Origin of the sequence: Escherichia sp. E14V7 (genome assembly GCF_004212225.1) — a bacterium.
GTDB lineage: Bacteria > Pseudomonadota > Gammaproteobacteria > Enterobacterales > Enterobacteriaceae > Escherichia.
The window spans coordinates 71,680-90,025 of the sequence record NZ_RHJJ01000006.1 but is presented as its reverse complement, the minus strand read 5'-3'; the positions used below and the strand labels follow the sequence as shown (position 1 = coordinate 90,025).

The 18,346-nt window shown below is 53.8% G+C and carries 15 protein-coding genes; 4 read left to right on the top strand and 11 right to left on the bottom strand.

The genetic code is table 11. From position 1 onward, the window contains the following. Positions 1-72: 72 nt before the first annotated feature. Positions 73-762 carry a Sel1 family TPR-like repeat protein YjcO gene (gene yjcO / locus D9741_RS07370; protein ID WP_064525643.1) on the top strand — a complete coding sequence of 230 codons (690 nt, stop codon included), beginning with the start codon at positions 73-75 and terminating at the stop codon, positions 760-762. 529 nt (positions 763-1,291) lie between these two features. On the opposite strand, the gene gltP is transcribed toward yjcO, so the two are convergent. The 8 genes from gltP to nrfA all read right to left on the bottom strand — a co-directional run bounded on the left by gltP (position 1,292) and on the right by nrfA (position 9,322). Next, positions 1,292-2,605, bottom strand: a complete 1,314-nt coding sequence (gene gltP, locus D9741_RS07365; protein ID WP_130218549.1) for a glutamate/aspartate:proton symporter GltP — start codon at positions 2,603-2,605, stop codon at positions 1,292-1,294. A gap of 341 nt (positions 2,606-2,946) precedes the next feature. Further along, on the bottom strand, positions 2,947-3,543 hold the full coding sequence (gene nrfG, locus D9741_RS07360; protein WP_130218551.1) for a heme lyase NrfEFG subunit NrfG: 597 nt from the start codon (positions 3,541-3,543) through the stop codon (positions 2,947-2,949). Beyond that, the gene (gene nrfF / locus D9741_RS07355) at positions 3,540-3,923 is read right to left on the bottom strand and encodes a heme lyase NrfEFG subunit NrfF (RefSeq protein ID WP_130218553.1); all 384 of its coding nucleotides are present in this window, start codon (positions 3,921-3,923) and stop codon (positions 3,540-3,542) included. The genes nrfG and nrfF overlap by 4 nt, the downstream gene beginning before the upstream one ends. Next, positions 3,916-5,634, bottom strand: coding sequence for a heme lyase CcmF/NrfE family subunit (locus D9741_RS07350; RefSeq protein ID WP_165383442.1), 1,719 nt, complete (start codon positions 5,632-5,634; stop codon positions 3,916-3,918). The genes nrfF and D9741_RS07350 overlap by 8 nt, the downstream gene beginning before the upstream one ends. 19 nt (positions 5,635-5,653) lie before the next feature. Further along, positions 5,654-6,610, bottom strand: a complete 957-nt coding sequence (gene nrfD, locus D9741_RS07345; protein WP_023351637.1) for a cytochrome c nitrite reductase subunit NrfD — start codon at positions 6,608-6,610, stop codon at positions 5,654-5,656. Beyond that, the gene (gene nrfC / locus D9741_RS07340) at positions 6,607-7,278 is read right to left on the bottom strand and encodes a cytochrome c nitrite reductase Fe-S protein (protein ID WP_000220281.1); all 672 of its coding nucleotides are present in this window, start codon (positions 7,276-7,278) and stop codon (positions 6,607-6,609) included. The genes nrfD and nrfC overlap by 4 nt, the downstream gene beginning before the upstream one ends. Further along, positions 7,275-7,841, bottom strand: coding sequence for a cytochrome c nitrite reductase pentaheme subunit (nrfB, locus tag D9741_RS07335; RefSeq protein ID WP_130218557.1), 567 nt, complete (start codon positions 7,839-7,841; stop codon positions 7,275-7,277). The genes nrfC and nrfB overlap by 4 nt, the downstream gene beginning before the upstream one ends. A gap of 44 nt (positions 7,842-7,885) precedes the next feature. Next, positions 7,886-9,322: an ammonia-forming nitrite reductase cytochrome c552 subunit gene (gene nrfA, locus D9741_RS07330; protein WP_000196875.1), complete on the bottom strand. Its 1,437-nt coding sequence runs from the start codon at positions 9,320-9,322 to the stop codon at positions 7,886-7,888. A gap of 393 nt (positions 9,323-9,715) precedes the next feature. On the opposite strand from nrfA, the gene acs reads away from it, so the two are divergent. The 3 genes from acs (at position 9,716) to actP (ending at position 14,106) form a co-directional block, all read left to right on the top strand. After that, positions 9,716-11,674, top strand: a complete 1,959-nt coding sequence (gene acs, locus D9741_RS07320) for an acetate--CoA ligase (protein WP_130218559.1) — start codon at positions 9,716-9,718, stop codon at positions 11,672-11,674. A 471-nt stretch (positions 11,675-12,145) separates the two neighbouring features. After that, entirely contained in the window at positions 12,146-12,460 is a 315-nt protein-coding gene (locus tag D9741_RS07315; protein ID WP_001337746.1) for a DUF485 domain-containing protein, read from the top strand. Continuing rightward, on the top strand, positions 12,457-14,106 hold the full coding sequence (gene actP / locus D9741_RS07310; RefSeq protein WP_000832550.1) for a cation/acetate symporter ActP: 1,650 nt from the start codon (positions 12,457-12,459) through the stop codon (positions 14,104-14,106). Before D9741_RS07315 ends, actP begins: the two co-directional genes overlap by 4 nt. Positions 14,107-14,188: 82 nt before the next feature. On the opposite strand, the gene D9741_RS07305 is transcribed toward actP, so the two are convergent. The 3 genes from D9741_RS07305 to soxR all read right to left on the bottom strand — a co-directional run bounded on the left by D9741_RS07305 (position 14,189) and on the right by soxR (position 18,346). Beyond that, positions 14,189-15,838, bottom strand: coding sequence for a Na+/H+ antiporter (locus D9741_RS07305; protein WP_130205832.1), 1,650 nt, complete (start codon positions 15,836-15,838; stop codon positions 14,189-14,191). Between the two features lie 149 nt (positions 15,839-15,987). Beyond that, positions 15,988-17,337 (bottom strand): guanine/hypoxanthine transporter GhxP, encoded by a 1,350-nt coding sequence (ghxP, locus tag D9741_RS07300; protein ID WP_130205830.1) that lies wholly within the window; start codon positions 17,335-17,337, stop codon positions 15,988-15,990. Between the two features lie 544 nt (positions 17,338-17,881). Then, positions 17,882-18,346, bottom strand: coding sequence for a redox-sensitive transcriptional activator SoxR (soxR, locus tag D9741_RS07295; protein WP_000412428.1), 465 nt, complete (start codon positions 18,344-18,346; stop codon positions 17,882-17,884).

Genomic DNA, 18,346 nt, shown 5'->3' with positions numbered 1-18,346 from the left:
CTCTGGGAGGCTGTTTTTTTATCCATTCGAACTCTTTATACTGGATACACCCTACCCAATCGTATTATCAAAATGAAAAAAATTATCGCATTGATGTTGTTTTTGACATTCTTTGCCCACGCGAACGACTCCGAGCCTGGCAGCCAGTATGTAAAGGCGGCAGAGGCCGGAGACAGACGCGCACAATATTTTCTTGCCGACAGCTGGTTTAGCTCCGGCGATTTGAGCAAAGCCGAATATTGGGCACAGAAAGCCGCCGACAGTGGTGATGCCGATGCCTGCGCGCTGCTGGCGCAGATTAAAATCACCAATCCGGTCAGTCTGGACTATCCACAAGCAAAAATTCTCGCCGAAAAAGCAGCGCAAGCGGGCAGTAAAGAAGGTGAAGTGACGCTGGCACATATTCTGGTGAATACTCAGGCAGGTAAACCGGATTATCCGAAGGCGATTTCGCTGTTAGAAAACGCCTCGGAAGATCTGGAGAACGACTCCGCCGTCGATGCCCAGATGCTGCTTGGTTTGATTTACGCCAACGGCATAGGCATTAAGGCCGATGATGAGAAAGCGACCTGGTATTTCAAGCGTAGCTCTGCGATTTCCCGTACCGGTTATTCCGAGTACTGGGCAGGAATGATGTTCTTAAACGGTGAAGAAGGTTTTATCGAGAAGAACAAACAGAAGGCGCTGCACTGGTTGAACCTGAGCTGTATGGAAGGGTTTGATACCGGGTGTGAAGAGTTTGAAAAATTAACCAATGGTTAAGGTAGCCCTGATAAAACGCGGTAATCGTCGCATCAGGCGTTGGTGTCGGATGCGGCGTAAACGCCTTATCCGACCTACAAAATCACGCTAAATCAGGCTATTGCGCAGTCTGGCGTAGGCCTGATAAGACGCGGCAGCGTCGCATCAGGCGTTGATGTCGGATGCGGCGTAAACGCCTTATCCGACCTACAAAATCACGCTAAATCAGGCTATTGCGCTGTCTGGCGTAGGTCTGATAAGACGCGGCAAGCGTCGCATCAGGCGTTGATGTCGGATGCGGCGTAAACGCCTTATCCGACCTACAAAATCACGCTAAATCAGGCTATTGCGCTGTCTGGCGTAGGCCTGATAAGACGCGGCAAGCGTCGCATCAGGCGTTGATGTCGGATGCGGCGTAAACGCCTTATCCGACCTACAAAATCACGCTAAATCAGGCTATTGCGCTGTCTGGCGCAGGCCTGATAAGACGCGGCAAGCGTCGCATCAGGCATCCACACATTGCCGGGTGGATGTCCCCGGCAATCTTCAATTACTGATCCGCAGTCTTATCAAATTTGCCCAGCACTTCACGCTCGTAGGCCATCGCTTTTTTGTGGTCAAATTTGTGTTCCCACTTGGCAATCACCAGCACCGCCAGCGCATTACCTACCACGTTCAGCGCGGTACGCGCCATGTCGAGGATACGGTCAACACCGGCAATAAACGCCAGACCTTCCAGCGGAATACCTACGCTACCCAGCGTTGCCAGCAGCACCACAAACGACACGCCCGGCACGCCAGCAATCCCTTTCGAGGTCACCATCAGCGTCAGCACCAGAATGATTTCCTGCCAGATAGACAGGTCAATGCCATACAACTGCGCGATGAAGATAGCAGCAATACTTTGATACAGCGTCGAACCATCAAGGTTAAAAGAGTAACCGGTCGGCACCACGAAACTGGTGATCGACGCCGGGGCGCCGTAGGCTTCCATCTTCTCAATAATTCGCGGCAGCACACTTTCGGAGCTGGCAGTGGAGTACGCCAGAATCAGCTCATCTTTCAGAATACGGATCAGGATCCAGACGCTTAACCCGCACAGGCGCGCCACAATTCCCAGCACTACCAGCGCGAAGAACAGAATGGCGAAATGCACCAGCAGCACCAGTTTCGCCAGTGGCCACAGAGAAGAGAAACCAAAGTTAGCCACCGTCACCGCAATCAGCGCAAACACACCCACTGGGGCATAGCGCATCACCATGTGCGTCACTTTAAACATGGTTTCAGAGATAGAGCGGAACACGGTCACCAGCGGTTCACGATGCAACGCAGGCAGAGAGGAAAGCCCCAAACCAAACAGCACCGAGAAGAAGATGATTGGCAGCATTTCGCCTTTCGCCATCGACGCCACAATGTTCGTCGGCACCAGCGACAAAATCGTGCCCATAATGCCGTGGGAACTGCTTTGGACTGCTTCCGTAGTGCTCTGATATTTCGAGATATCGACGGTGGCCAGCTGCGACATATCCACCCCGGCACCGGGCTGGAAGACGTTCGCCAGAGTGATCCCCAAAATGATAGCGATGGTGGTGATCACCTCGAAGTAGATAATGGTTTTCGCACCAATTCGCCCGAGCTGTTTGGCGTCACCGACACCTGCGATACCGACCACCAGCGTGGAAATTACAATCGGCACAACAATCATTTTGATCAGGTGGATGAAGATATCACCCGCTGGAGAGAGCAAATTGACGACCAGCCAGTCGCGACTGTCGCTATGGTAGTGCAGGTAGCTTCCCAGGAGAATGCCCAGCACCATAGCAAACAGAATCTGCCAGGCCAGGCTGAATTTTATATTTTTCATATGAATGACTTCCTCAATGGAGCGCCGTTCCCCGTTCAGAAACGCGAGAACGTGACATACTGCCAGGGCATGAATTGTGTTGCGTTGGTTTGTAGATTTTTTTAACGCTTATGATCAGTATCATTTGCACGGTATGTTGCGCAACCCTTTAACATCAGAGCTTTTCGCTGCATTAATGCATAATAACGCGAGTTTATGGCAGGATTAATGAATAACCATTTGTTATGGAAAGATTTTTATTTGTTTAATCTGCAATAATACTGATTAGTGATTATTTTTGACACATGTTCATTCGATTATTTTTTATGCAGCTCAATGACATAATCTTCATCACCAGATGATTAATCCGATCTCCGCTGCAACAGTTTCGCCATATTAATCGACTCAACCAACTGTGTTCGGTTAACTCGCGGTGAGTTGAGATCCATCACTTTTTGCCATAGTTCGATGGCTTGCGCGTAGTTCGCCTGCATAAACGCATCTGAAGCCAGCAGCATCAGGGCGGTGATTTCATTACTGTCCAGCGCGAGGGCTTTGTCGATCATTGCGCGAGTCTGGGCGGTCATATGCTGGCTGGCCTGGTAATAAAGCACCGTCGCCAGCGCCGCATACAGTTCAGCGTTCTCACCGCGTAGTTGCAACGCCTGACGGTACGCCAGCAGCGCATTGCTGTAATCGTTTTGCCACAGATAGTACTCGCCCAGCAACGCCCACTGTTCACTGTTTTGTGGATTGGCGCGGATTTTATCCTGCAATGCCTGAAGCTGCGCTTCCGGGGTTTGCTGGCTGGCAAACTGATGTAGCGGATCGCGCTGACGCTGATACTCCGCACGTACCGCCTGCCATTTTGGGCTTAACAGATAACTGCCGATACAGAGAAATGCCATCAAAATCGTGAGTGTTGTCAGCATTTTCACCGGTATTTGTGACTGTTTCATCGCTTCACCCTCACTCGCCAGAGGATCAGTGCCATCAGCAGTAACAACACCACTGGCAGCGCCCACAACACCAGCGTCTGACCCGTTAACGGTGGGTTATAGCGAACAAAATCTCCGTAGCGTTCGGTCATCCAGCCGATGATTTCGGCTTCGTTCTTCCCCTCCGCCACCATGCTGTAAACCTGATGGCGCATACTGACCGCCACCGGCGCGTTGGATTCCAGTAAGTTTTGATTCTGGCACTGCGGACAACGTAACTGGCTGGCAATATTTAACGCCTGTTGCTGTTGTTGCGGATTGGCGAATTGCCACGTGTCTACGACCTGAGCGCGCGCAAAACAGGTAAATAGCAGCAGCAAAATGAGAAGCCCTTTATTCATCGCGCTTCCTCCCCCGCCATCCGCTTAATAACGCGCCCGCAATCATCAACAATCCTCCCCCCCAGATCCAGCGCACACCGCTTTGTACATACAAACGAAAAGCGTAACGATCCGGTCCGGTTTTTTCACCCATGACCGCATACCAGTCATGGATGCCGTTCCAGCGAATTGACGGCTCCATCATTTGCTGACGACGTGCTTCGTAAAAACGCCGCTCCGGCGTTAATTCACCAATACGTTGCTGATGGTCAAACAGTGTCACTATCGCTTTTTCGCTGGTGTAATTGCCTTTGGCTTGCAGATCGAGGCGTTCAAAACGGAAGGTGTATCCTGCCAGCGTCACCTGCTGACCCGGCTGTAAATTCAGGCTGATCTCCTGACGGCTGACGCTGGAGACCACGATCCCCGCGGCAAATAACAGCACGCCCGCATGAGCGACCAGCGCCGGAAGCTGCGCGCGTTTGCCAGAGATAAACGTCGCCAGCACAATCACCACCAGCATCAACAGACCAAACGGTAACGTTGCGCGGTTAAAATACGGTGCGCCAACGGAGAGGCGTCCCCAGCCCAGCAAGCCGTAAATCATCGGATAAAGCGTTCCCACCAGCACGATCAGTAGCACTGCGCAAAACAGCAACAGCGTAGCGAGGATTAACATTTCTCGCGATAACCCTGAAAAACGCACCGCCGGGCCACCGTCCCGCGCTCGCCAGCCATACAGAGCCAGAGACGCAAGGCTAATCAGTGCAAACAGGCTGAACAACGGCACGGCGCGGACGTTATCCAGCGCGAACGCATGAACCGAAACCAGAATGCCAGAACGGACAATCAACGTGCCCAGCAGCGACAGCATCAGGGTGACTATCGCCAGCAGCAGCGACCAGTGGCGGAAAATCCCCCGCTGGCGAGTCAGGGACAAACTGTGCAGCAGCGCAGTGGCAGAAAGCCAGGGTAATAAAGAGGCGTTTTCCACCGGATCCCAGAACCACCAGCCGCCCCAGCCCAGTTCGCAATAGGCCCACCAGGAACCGAGGATGATCCCCGCCGTTAATGCGCTCCAGCCAGGTAGTGCCCAGCGCCAACAAATTCTGGCGCAGGCACCATCAAACTCGCCGCGCAGTAAACTCGCCAGCGCCACGCTCGCCGCCACCATCAAACCGCCATAGCCAAGGTAAAGCAGCGGTGGATGAAAGATAAGACCGGGATGTTGCAGCATCGGATTGAGATCGCGGCCTTCGATTGCTGGGGGGAATATCCGCACGAAAGGGTCGGACCACAGCACCACAAACAGTAGCAGCGCGGCGAGCATGAGAGATAAAACGGCTAGCGTCAGCGGAAATAGCGGATCGGTTTGCTGCCGATAATGCCAGGCAAACAGCGCGCTCCAGGCGGAAAGCAACAGCACCCAAAGTAGCAACGAACCTTCATGACCGCCCCACACCGCCGCCAGTTTGAGATCCCACGACAGCAGGCTGTAGCTATGTTGGGCGACATAAATGACCGAGAAATCACTGATGAGAAAACAATACGTCAGTACGCCAAAGGAGAGCAGCAGGAGCGCGAACTGCGCCAGAATGCCGATGCAAGTGAGTCGCATCATGGCAGGCCAGCGCAACCGCACTCCCGCGAAAGTCGTCAACGGGGTCAACACGTTGACCCCGAGACTTAACAACAACGCCAGAAAACCGACTTCAGGAAGGAATACGTCCAGAAACCACCTCTTTTCTGGCTTACGCCACCGTCAACTGTCCGGCGTAGAGAATGAAAAAGCGCAGCATCAACACGCCAACCAGGCTAGCCCCACACGCCGCCAGCACGGCTGGAATGCCGGAACTGCGATTCACCCACGGTTTGAGCAACATTGGCACAATCAGCCCCAGCCCGGCGACACCAAGCCAGAACCACCACGTCCAGAAACCGCCGCCCAATGCCGCCACCAGCGCACGCACTTTACCGTCATCGCCCAGCGCCAGACCGACAAAAAACGCCACCAGCAGGAAGATTTCACCCCATACCACGGGGATTTCCATACGGTGTACAAAGTGCGCTTCCGTGGAATGCGGGTTACTGCGTTGGCGTATCGCCATGGCGATCAGCGCCACCGCCGCACCGGACGAGATGCCGGAGAAGAGGAACAGCACTGGCAGGATCGGATTATTGAGGAACGGATACGATTTCAGCGCCGACAGCAGAAAGCCGGTATAAGCCCCCAGCAGCACCGCCAACACCAGCATCAATGTTTCCAGTCCGCGATGAACGGGCGTCAGCAGGCTCAGAACCTTTTGCACGATCCCCAGCTTCGGCAACCAGCGTTGTTGCAGGGCAAGCAAATCATGTTCAAAGATTTTCGCCAGCCACAGCACCAGCACCACCATGTAGAGCTGAAACAGCATCACCCCCATCGACATCACCGAGGTAAAACTGTAGTGGAACATCAGCTTCCAGAAGGTCCACGGCTTTGTCAGGTGGAAGACGAGGATCAACAGACCGAGGATCACCGCGCCAGGCCCGACAATCAGCGTGGTGCGCAGCAACGTACTGTCTGCACCGCCCGCCTGCGGGTAGACGCGACGTAACAGCACGGCCAACGTCACCAGACCGGCAGAAATACCAATCAAAAACAGGTAGATGGCAATCGGCCAGTCCCACACCAGCGATTCAAAATGAAATGCGGAAGTCTGCGTCATTGGCTCACCTCCCCGTATTTAAACGGTACGCGGTACAGCTTCGGTTTGGTTCCCAGCGCCAGCTTGTAGCGGTAAGTGGGCTTCTGGCGCAGCAGTTGTGAAATCTCACTGTTGGGATCGTCCAGATTGCCAAACGTCAGCGCCTTCGTCGGGCAAGCTTCAACGCACGCGGGTAACTTACCGGCCTGCAAATTAGTCTTGCGGCAGAAATCGCATTTGTCCGCTGTCTTCGTGACCGGATGGATAAAGCGCACGCGGTACGGACAGGCGGCGATGCAATACTGACAACCGACGCAGAGATCCGGATTAACATCGACAATCCCACTGGCGGCATCGCGAAAAGACGCACCGGTCGGGCAGACGTCAACGCACGGCGCATGATCGCAGTGCTGACAAGACTTACGGAAGAAGCGATATTTCACATCAGGAAATTCGCCCTGCGGCTCGCTACGAATAATCGTCAGGCGCGACACACCTTCCGGCACCTTGTTCACTTCCCGACAAGCATCCATACAGGCGGTACAGCCGATACATAACGACTCGTCATGCACCATGCCGTAACGCACCCCATTGATATTCAACGTTTTCGCCACCACGCGCCCTGCGGTGCCGCTGACGGCTGCCAGCACGCCGACGCCGGTGAGAAACTGGCGACGTGACCAGGTCATGGCTGCTCCTTAAGCAACGGAACAGACGCCGGGTTAAAGTTCGGATTGGTGCGCTGATCGCTGTGGCAATCGACGCAAATCTTAATCCGTCCTTTGTCACTTAACGTCTGCATCGTATCTTGCTGTGGATGCAGGGAATGGCAGCTGGCGCACGCCACTTTGGTTACGTGAACATCGTGCGGCCAGAACGCTTTTTGCAACTGTTCCGGCAGATGGCAGGACATACAAACACTGTTCTGCTCACCAACCTTGTACATCGGCTCGTTAAAGCGCATCACATCTTTCACCCCTTCACGGTGTTGCGGTGATGGCTGGCCGTGACAGTTGGTGCAGGTGACCGGCAGTTTGTTATTCGGGTTGATAACGGAAGCATGTTTGCCATGCATAACTTCGGTATCTGGTTTATGACAGTCCAGACAGGCGGCATCCGGGTTACGCTGCTGGGTAACTTCGTAGCGATCACCAGATGCCTGCGCCGCAGGGGTAGCGGTAATTCCGTTCAGGCTCCACAACAGGCCCGACGCCAGCACCCCGGCAGTTAATAACGAACGTAATACGCTCATATTCACTCCATTGTGTTTTCCGCCCCTTGCGAGGCGGAACGGGGTTATTGGCTTAACAGACCGTTTTTACGTGCCTGTTCTTCCCACTGCGGGATCACCGTTTTGATGAAGTCCTGCTTCTCGGCCTTGATTTGTTCCATGTTCAGGCCAATGGCCTGCTGGGCTTTCTCTTTGGTCGAGATATCCGGGATCTGGATTTCATGGGTGATGCCTTTGGTCGCCAGCAGACGCGCCAGTTTGGTGCGTGCATCCGCCGCTTTATCCATCGCAGTACCGAGCATCCGCAGACCTTCTTCCGGTGCGTGCATATGAATGCCGTGGGAAGCGATCGCCAGATCCCAACGCCACTGGGCATGACGGATATCGTCCTGAATCGGCTTCATTTCGGCTTCCGTCGCGCCTGCGTCCAGTGCAGCTTTCGCTTCGAAGTGAGCGTGAACCAGTTGATCTTCCACCTTGATTTTCAGGTCGTTAATCGACTGCTTACGTTCCGCGACCACTTTTTGCAAGGCGGCTTTGTCCTGGGTATGGCAGTTCGCACAAGTCTGGGCGAAGTTATCAAACGGATTACCAATTTTATGGTCGGTGTAGAGTTTGCCTTCGGCGTTCTGCACTTTTGGCATATGGCAGTCGATACAGGTCACGTTGTTTTTGCCGTGAATGCCCGCTGTCCAGGTTTCATATTCCGGGTGCTGCGCTTTCAGCATTGGCGTTTTCGACAGGGAGTTAGTCCAGTCAGAGAAGGCAATTTTGTCGTAATACTGCTCCATATTTTCGACTTTCATGCCGTCATCCCACGGAAATTTAACTGCTTTGTTTTTGCCGTCGAAGTAATACTCCACATGGCACTGACCGCAAACCATCGATTGCTGGTCGAAACGTCCGGCTTTCTCAAAAGGTTTACCAATGGCTTCCATCGCGCGAGCCGCATACGGACGGGAAAGGGTTAACTCCGGTTTGCCTTTGGCGAACTCTGGTGAGGCGGTGTTATGGCAGTCGGCACAACCTAAGTTGTTGACGATTTCCGGGCCGCCGCGCGCCCATTTACCGTGGAAGTAGCCATCTTCGCCGTCTTTCTGGATCAGACGCGCCACATCCGGGCTTTTACAACTCCAGCACGCCATCGGTAGCGGACCATCTTCAGCGTTTTTCGGCGCACCGGTACGCAGGGTTTCACGCACATCGGTCACAGCAAAGGCATGTCCACGCGGCTTGTTGTAATCGCGCGAGAAGGGATACCCCGCCCACAGGATCACCAGCCGTGGATCTTCCGCCAGGGCGTCAACACGCTCTGACTGTTCCGAGGTGGCTTTCCAGGAGAGATATTGATCGGGATGCTGCGGGGCAAAGGTTTCGTTCTTCGCTTCCACAGTTACAGGTTTCGCGGGAGCGGCCGTTTGTTCAGCGTGAACAGAAGTGAAAAAGAAAAAAGGAATCAACAAGCTGAAGATACGGCGTGCGTTTATTTTTATCCTTGTCATAGGGGCTTTATCCAAATTTTGCCATTGAGGCAATGGCAGTTTTTATTGTTTTTTCATGACAGTAACCGCACATACACTGTCATGACATTGCTCGCCCCTATGTGTAACAAATAACCACATGCGGAATGTTGTCTTTAATCAATTGTAAGTGCATGTAAAATACCACTTTAGAGTTAGTCGGTAATTTCCTCCATTTCAAACACATGCATAACTGCATGTTCCAGAAAGAAAATGCCAACTTTTGTTGGTGTCCTTCAAAAATAATCCTGTCGTTTATTTGCACAATTCTACTTTTGCGTGATCTGCCGCCCAAATACTAAACAAAACTGCCAATACCCCTACATTTAACGCTTATGACACATATTATTAACATCCTACAAGGAGAACAAAAGCATGAGCCAAATACACAAACACACCATTCCTGCCAACATCGCAGACCATTGCCTGATAAGCCCTCAGCAGTACGAGGCGATGTACCAACAATCAATTAACGCACCAGATACCTTTTGGGGCGAACAGGGAAAAATTCTCGACTGGATCAAACCGTACCAGAAGGTGAAAAACACCTCCTTTACCCCCGGTAATGTGTCCATTAAATGGTACGAGGACGGCACGCTGAATCTGGCGGCAAACTGCCTTGACCGCCATTTGCAAGAAAACGGCGATCGTACCGCTATTATCTGGGAAGGCGATGACGCCAGTCAGAGCAAACATATCAGCTATAAAGAGCTGCACCGCGACGTCTGCCGCTTCGCCAATACCCTGCTCGAGCTGGGCATTAAAAAAGGTGACGTAGTCGCGATTTATATGCCGATGGTGCCGGAAGCCGCAGTCGCGATGCTGGCCTGCGCCCGCATTGGCGCGGTGCATTCGGTAATTTTCGGCGGCTTCTCGCCGGAAGCCGTTGCCGGACGCATTATCGATTCTAACTCACGGTTGGTGATCACTTCCGACGAAGGTGTGCGCGCCGGGCGTAGTATTCCGCTGAAGAAAAACGTTGATGACGCGCTGAAAAACCCGAACGTCACCAGCGTAGAGCATGTGGTGGTACTGAAGCGTACTGGCGGAAAAATTGACTGGCAGGAAGGGCGCGACCTGTGGTGGCACGACCTGGTTGAGCAAGCCAGCGATCAGCACCAGGCGGAAGAGATGAACGCCGAAGATCCGCTGTTTATTCTCTATACCTCCGGTTCTACCGGTAAGCCGAAAGGCGTGCTGCACACTACCGGCGGTTATCTGGTGTACGCGGCGCTGACCTTTAAATATGTCTTTGATTATCATCCGGGCGATATCTACTGGTGTACCGCTGATGTGGGCTGGGTTACCGGACACAGTTATTTGCTGTACGGCCCGCTGGCCTGCGGCGCGACCACGCTGATGTTTGAAGGTGTACCGAACTGGCCGACGCCTGCCCGTATGGCACAGGTGGTGGATAAGCATCAGGTCAATATTCTTTACACTGCGCCCACGGCGATTCGCGCGCTGATGGCGGAAGGCGATAAAGCGATCGAAGGCACCGACCGTTCGTCGCTACGCATTCTCGGTTCCGTGGGCGAACCAATTAACCCGGAAGCGTGGGAGTGGTACTGGAAGAAGATCGGCAACGAGAAATGCCCGGTGGTCGACACCTGGTGGCAGACCGAAACTGGCGGTTTCATGATTACGCCGCTGCCTGGCGCTACCGAGCTGAAAGCCGGTTCTGCGACGCGTCCGTTCTTCGGCGTGCAACCGGCGCTGGTGGATAACGAAGGTAATCCACAAGAAGGTGCCGCTGAAGGCAGTCTGGTGATCACCGACTCCTGGCCGGGTCAGGCGCGTACGCTGTTTGGCGATCACGAACGTTTTGAACAGACCTACTTCTCCACCTTCAAAAATATGTACTTCAGCGGCGACGGCGCGCGTCGCGATGAAGATGGCTATTACTGGATCACCGGGCGCGTGGACGACGTGCTGAACGTCTCTGGTCACCGTCTGGGGACGGCAGAGATTGAGTCGGCGCTAGTGGCGCATCCGAAGATTGCCGAAGCCGCTGTGGTCGGTATTCCGCACAATATTAAAGGTCAGGCGATCTACGCCTACGTCACGCTTAATCACGGGGAGGAACCGTCACCAGAACTGTACGCAGAAGTCCGCAACTGGGTGCGTAAAGAGATTGGCCCGCTGGCGACGCCAGACGTGCTGCACTGGACCGACTCCCTGCCTAAAACCCGCTCCGGCAAAATTATGCGCCGTATTCTGCGCAAAATTGCGGCGGGCGATACCAGCAACCTGGGCGATACCTCGACGCTTGCCGATCCTGGCGTGGTCGAGAAGCTGCTTGAAGAGAAGCAGGCTATCGCGATGCCATCGTAACCCACAATTGCCCGATGCGAGTCGGTAACGGTTTGTAGGCCTGATAAGACGCGACAGCGCCGCATCAGGCGTTGATTGCCGGATGCGGCGTAAACGCCTTATCCGGCCTACATTCGGCAACAGTTGTAGGCCTGATAAGACGCGACAGCGGCGCATCAGGCGCTGGTTGCCGGATGCGGTGCAAGCACCTTATCCGGCCTACATTCGGCAACGGCTGTAGGCCTGATAAGACGCGACAGCGGCGCATCAGGCGCTGGTTGCCGGATGCGGCGTAACGCCTTATCCGGCCTACATCTGGCAACGGCTGTAGGCCTGATAAGACGCGATAGCGTCGCATCAGGCGTTGATTGCCGGATGCGGCGTAAACGCCTTATCCGGCCTACATTCGGCAAGGGTTACTCGAGCGTTAACCTTCTCCCATAAGGGAGCGGGAATTAAAACAATCCCTACATTACCTCTGGAGAATCTGTGATGAATGGTACGATTTATCAGCGGATAGAAGACAATGCGCATTTCAGGGAGTTAGTCGAAAAACGGCAACGGTTTGCCACCATCCTGTCGATTATTATGCTGGCCGTTTATATCAGCTTTATTTTACTGATCGCCTTTGCGCCCGGCTGGCTGGGCACCCCGCTGAATCCGAACACCAGCGTTACACGCGGTATTCCCGTTGGCGTTGGGGTCATTGTTATCTCCTTTGTTCTCACTGGTATCTACATCTGGCGGGCGAACGGCGAATTCGACCGTCTAAATAATGAAGTCCTGCATGAGGTACAAGCATCATGAAAAGAGTTCTGACGGCGCTTGCCGCCACACTCCCTTTCGCAGCTAACGCCGCGGATGCTATTAGCGGGGCCGTTGAGCGCCAGCCAACAAACTGGCAGGCGATTATTATGTTCCTGATTTTCGTCGTGTTCACGCTCGGCATTACCTACTGGGCGTCAAAACGCGTACGTTCTCGTAATGACTACTACACCGCAGGCGGCAATATCACTGGCTTCCAGAACGGGCTGGCGATTGCCGGGGACTATATGTCTGCCGCCTCATTTTTGGGGATCTCCGCGCTGGTGTTTACTTCCGGCTATGACGGGCTGATCTACTCGCTGGGCTTCCTGGTGGGCTGGCCAATCATTCTGTTCCTGATTGCTGAACGTCTGCGTAACCTGGGCCGCTATACCTTTGCGGATGTGGCTTCTTACCGCCTGAAACAAGGGCCGATTCGTATTCTTTCGGCTTGTGGTTCTCTGGTGGTGGTGGCGCTTTACCTTATCGCCCAGATGGTGGGCGCAGGTAAACTTATCGAGCTGCTGTTTGGCCTTAACTATCACATTGCCGTGGTGCTGGTCGGCGTGCTGATGATGATGTACGTCCTGTTCGGCGGCATGCTGGCGACCACCTGGGTACAGATTATCAAAGCCGTTCTGTTGCTGTTCGGTGCCAGCTTTATGGCCTTTATGGTGATGAAACACGTCGGCTTTAGCTTCAACAATCTGTTCAGCGAAGCGATGGCGGTACACCCAAAAGGTGTCGACATCATGAAACCGGGCGGACTGGTGAAAGATCCGATCTCCGCGCTCTCTCTGGGGCTTGGACTGATGTTTGGTACGGCTGGCTTGCCGCATATTCTGATGCGCTTCTTTACGGTCAGCGATGCCCGCGAAGCGCGTAAGAGCGTGTTCTACGCCACCGGGTTTATGGGCTACTTCTATATCCTGACCTTTATTATCGGCTTCGGCGCAATCATGCTGGTCGGTGCAAATCCGGAATATAAAGACGCGGCGGGCCATCTGATTGGTGGTAACAACATGGCGGCAGTTCACCTGGCCAATGCGGTGGGCGGCAACCTGTTCCTCGGCTTTATTTCAGCGGTTGCTTTCGCCACTATCCTCGCGGTGGTTGCGGGTCTGACGCTGGCAGGCGCTTCCGCGGTTTCTCATGACCTGTACGCCAACGTCTTCAAAAAAGGCGCGACCGAACGTGAAGAGCTGCGAGTATCGAAAATCACCGTGCTGATCCTCGGCGTGATTGCCATTATCCTCGGCGTGCTGTTTGAGAATCAGAACATCGCGTTCATGGTGGGCCTGGCGTTTGCCATCGCCGCGAGCTGCAACTTCCCAATCATTCTGCTTTCCATGTACTGGTCGAAGTTGACTACTCGTGGCGCAATGATGGGCGGCTGGTTAGGGCTGATTACTGCGGTAGTACTGATGATCCTCGGCCCAACGATTTGGGTACAGATCCTCGGTCACGAAAAAGCCATCTTCCCGTACGAATACCCGGCGCTGTTCTCAATCAGCGTGGCATTCCTCGGCATCTGGTTCTTCTCGGCAACCGATAATTCAGCGGAAGGGGCGCGCGAGCGTGAACTGTTCCGTGCGCAATTTATCCGTTCCCAGACCGGCTTTGGCGTTGAGCAGGGCCGCGCGCATTAATCTCCACTAGCCTCTGGTCACCTGACCAACGGTAAAAAGGTGCAATGTACTGCACCTTTTTACCGATTACACCGCCAAAGCGTTATTGGTTCTCTTCTATTAACAACGCTTCCAGCAAATCAAGATCGTGTAGCAACTTTTGCAGCGTTTCGTTGCTGATCTCCCGCGTGGCGCGCAGGTGATAAAGTTCCGCACGTTCAGAACGCAACGCCGCCAGACGGAAGCGACGCTCCAGGTTCTCTTCCTGGACAGAACTTTCAACGTCGTTTCGGCCGTCGGCGCGACGACGCAGGTTACCGATGACGCGAGAGCTGACTTCGGTAAGCAGCTGGTTGTCGATATTCTCTTCAGTGTCCGCCGCCAGTCGCTCTTCCATTTTCTGGATCGCCACAATCGCCACTTCTGCCGTTGCCGCGCGCGCAATGCGTTCCTCTTTCAACTGCTGAGAATGATCTGCGACTTCAATGTGTTGCAGCAGAACAGGCAGCATCACCACGCCAACAAACAGCGAGAAGAGAATGACGCCAGCCGCCAGGAACACCAGCTCATAACGCGCCGGGAAGACGTTGCCATCCGGCAACAGCAGCGGAATAGAGAGCACACCAGCCAGGGTGATAGCCCCGCGAACCCCGGCAAAAGACGCGATAAGAATTTCTCGTGTGGTCCACGAACCAAACTCCATCGGTTTCTTCTTCAGGAAGCGGTTACTGAACTTTTTCATCGTCCACAGCCAGCCGAAACGGACCAGCATGAGCGCTGCGTAAATCAAGATGATGTCGGTAAACAGCATCCAGATTTCGACGTTCGGGTCGATCTCTGCCGCCATCAGCGACGTCTCCAGAATGCCTGGCAGTTGCAGGCCCAACAGCAAGAACACCATGCCGTTAAAGACAAACTCCAGCATCGCCCAGGTGCTGTTCGCACGCAGACGCATCGCCAGCGGCGCACGGCGCATCACGCCTGAACGGGTAATGGTCATCCCGGCAGCAACTGCCGCAAGGATACCGGAAACGCCAATATGTTCGGCAATCAGATAAGAGGCGAACGGCAGCAGGAACAGCAGGACTATCTGTGTCGCAGGTTCATCGCCGCCCCAGCGACTCAGGAAGCGCAGCGAGCGACCATATAGCCAGCTCACCACAAACCCCGCGAGAATACCGCCGATCGCGACTTTCATAAATTCGACCGTCGCACCGCCAACAGTGAAGATCATGGTCCCCATCGCGACTGCCACGGCAAACTTCAACGACACCAGGCCGGAGGCGTCATTCATCAACGCTTCGCCCTGCAAAATACCCATGATTTTTTTCGGTATTCGCCCTTCGCCAACAATCCCGGAGAGCGCCACGGCATCAGTCGGAGAGAGCACCGCCGCTAGCGCAAAGGCCGGAATTAGCGGAATGCCTGGCACCACCCAGTAAATGAGGAAGCCAATGCCGACTACGGTGACTACCACCAGCGCCAGCGCAAGACCGAAGATCTCTCGGCCATGTTCGAGAAATTCACGGGTCGGCGTTTTCCAGCCATCAGCAAACAGCAGCGGCGGGATAAACAAAACTAAAAAGAGTTCAGGATCAAACTCCACATGCAAACCAAACGTCGGCCACGCCAGTAGCGCACCAATGGCGATTTGCATAAGCGGAAGCGGGATCTGAAAGGGCATGACACGAGTGACCACCCCGGACAGCGAAACCACGAGGGTCATTATCAGTATGGTAAAGAAGATTTCCATGCGTTCCCTGTTTGCGATGTTTTATGGTTTGAGAAAGGCGCTATGCCTGAATTCTCAGTTTTTTCAGAATATCGCAAAAGCTCACACAATGTACGGAGAAAATAAAAACGGGCAGCCATTGCCACCCGTTTTCAGAATCTTATTAAAGATTAGATAGCCCAGCCACCCGCGTAGAAGGTCACCAGCGCCGCGGCGATAACAACCGTACCAATGTTCAGCTTACGCCATTCGCCAGAAACCAGACGCCCAATAACCAGGGTAGCGAAACCGATCATAATGCCGGTCACGATGTTACAAGTCAGTACAATGAATACCGCCGTCACCAGCCCCGCCATCGCATCGACAAAATCAGCAAAGTCGATTTTAGCCACGTTGCTTAACATCAGCAGGCCAACATACATCAGCGCCGGAGCCGTTGCGTAACCTGGAACAAGGTAAGAGAGCGGAGAGAGGAACAGAATCAGCAGGAACAGCACGCCGACGGTGATTGCCGTCAGACCGGTTTTACCACCCGCTGCCGTACCCGCCGCAGACTCGATGTATACCGCGGCCGGAGCCGCCCCCACCAGGCCTGAGAAAACGCTGCTCAGGGAGTCGGTGGTCAGCGCTTTGCCGCCATCAATGATCTGCCCGTCTTTATCCAGCAGGTTCGCCTGCCCGGCGACTGCACGGATGGTTCCGGTCGCATCAAAGACCGCCGTCATCACCAGCGCCAGTACGCTCGGCAGTACCACCGGATTCAGCGCGCCCATAATATCCAGGCTACCAATCAGCGAGTTACCATTTTCATCGCTCAGAGACGGCATAGCAAAAACGCCGGAGAAATGAACGTTAGGATCGAAGATCAGGCCCACAATCGAGATACCGATAATGGTCAGCAGAATGCCGCCCGGCACTTTCAGTTTTTCCAGACCGACGATCACCGCCAGACCTACCAGCGACATAATAACCGGGAAGGTGGCGAAATCACCCAGCGCAACCGGCAGACCGTCGAGCGGATTTTTAATGACCAGGCCAACACCATTCGCAGCAATCAGCAGCAGGAACAGGCCGATACCAATCCCCGTACCGTGCGCCACACCGTGTGGCAAGTTGCGCAAAATCCAGCTTCGGATACCCGTTGCAGAAATGACTGTAAACAGCACCCCCATCAGGAACACGGCGCCCAGCGCGACCGGAACGCTAATATGCTGCCCCAGCACCAGGCTGAATGCAGTAAACGCGGTCAGGGAGATAGCGCAACCGATAGCCAGCGGCAAATTGGCCCACAGCCCCATCGCGATAGAACCAATTCCGGCAACCAGACAGGTCGCAACAAAAACTGCTGCTGGTGGGAAGCCTGCTTTACCCAGCATGCCCGGAACGACGATGACCGAGTAGACCATCGCCAGAAACGTTGTTAACCCGGCAACCACTTCCTGACGGACAGTGCTTCCACGTTGTGAAATTTTAAACCAGGCGTCGAGTGAACCGCCGGTACGCGCTGATGGCGTAGACATAAAAAACATCCCCTGAGAGTTTATTTTTCGTCAAGATGCGTGGCGGACAATCCCCTGCCAGCGAAACGTTATCTTCCTGCTTCAGGTTTGCGACAATGTGGGGCGTCGCAAAAAAGCAAACGTTTAGCTCCGCGCATACAAAACGGGTGGTAAAAAAAAGCAAACGATTATCCGGCGATCATAGCGGCTTTTTCAACCGAAGTTTGCTGCTTTTTTCTCTTTTCTTGTATTGACGATGAAAAACCAGGCAATTGATGCGCAAACGTTATCGTCGATGCCCAAAATTACGGCATTTGTAGGTAGCTTGTAGCGAAGGGTGGCAGTAAAAAATCGTGCAAGATGGCAAAAACATTGCGTCTAAAAAACGTCTTTTTGCACTGGCGAAGATACGGAGGCGGCATACAATTAAAGTATCAACACCAACCGGAACCTCCACCACGTGCTCGAATGAGGTGTGTTGACGTCGGGGGAAACCCTCCTGTGTACCAGCGGGATAGAGTGAAAGACAAAGACCGGAAACAAACTAAAGCGCCCTTGTGGCGCTTTAGTTTTGCTCGTCTTCCAGCAAACGCGCGCCAGTACCTTCTTCCCCTAAGCGGTCGCCCGGGTTACGCAACGGGCAGTCGCTACGCGAAAGGCAGCCGCAGCCAATACAACCGTCCAGTTCATCTCGCAGAGCCACTAAGGTATGAATGCGCCGATCTAATTCTTCTCGCCATTGAGAAGAAAGCTGCTTCCACTCTTTGGCGCTTAATGTATGCCCTTCAGGCAACACACCAAATGCTTCACCAATAGTCGCCAATGGAATGCCAATACGTTGAGCAATCTTGATAATCGCCACATATCGCAGCACATCACGCTTATATCGTCGCTGATTGCCGCTATTTCGAATACTGGTAATCAGCCCTTTGCTCTCATAGAAATGCAGTGCAGATACCGCTACCCCACTGCGTTTCGCCACTTCGCCTGGGGTGAGCAAGGCTTTAATGCGGGGTAATTTCTTTTCCAT